The following is a 414-nucleotide window of genomic DNA, read 5'->3' on the forward strand; positions in this document are numbered from 1 at the left end:
AACATCGTGGTTTTTGATGATTTCAGTTGAGATTTTGTCCAAGTAATCTTTTCTAGCATTTGCCATGTATTCATGAATTCTAGCTACCTTTACTCGTTGTTTATTCCAGCGAGAAGATCCTTTCATTCTTCTAGAAAGAACACGCTGTGCTTTTACTAACTTCTCTTCTAACAATCGAAAAAACTTCGGATTTTTATAGGTTGTTCCATCTGACAAAATGGCGAAATCTTTTAGTCCTACATCTATTCCAATGTAAGAATTTGTTTTCGGAAGTTCTTGCACTTCTGTTTCAACTAACAATGAAACAAAGTATCTGCCAGAAGGGTTCCATCTAACCGTAGCATTTAAAATACGTCCCTTTACTTCACGACTTTTGGCAAATCGAACAAGACCTAGTTTTGGCAATTTAATTTT

Annotated in this window: 1 protein-coding gene; it reads right to left on the reverse strand. The window is 35.0% G+C overall.

From position 1 onward, the window contains the following. Positions 1-414 (reverse strand): RNA-guided endonuclease InsQ/TnpB family protein (locus JDS81_RS31230; RefSeq protein ID WP_199688694.1); only part of this gene is annotated, 414 nt, incomplete at both ends.

Source organism: Bacillus cereus group sp. N31, from assembly GCF_016483245.1.
In the GTDB taxonomy this organism is placed as follows: Bacteria; Bacillota; Bacilli; order Bacillales; family Bacillaceae_G; genus Bacillus_A; species Bacillus_A toyonensis.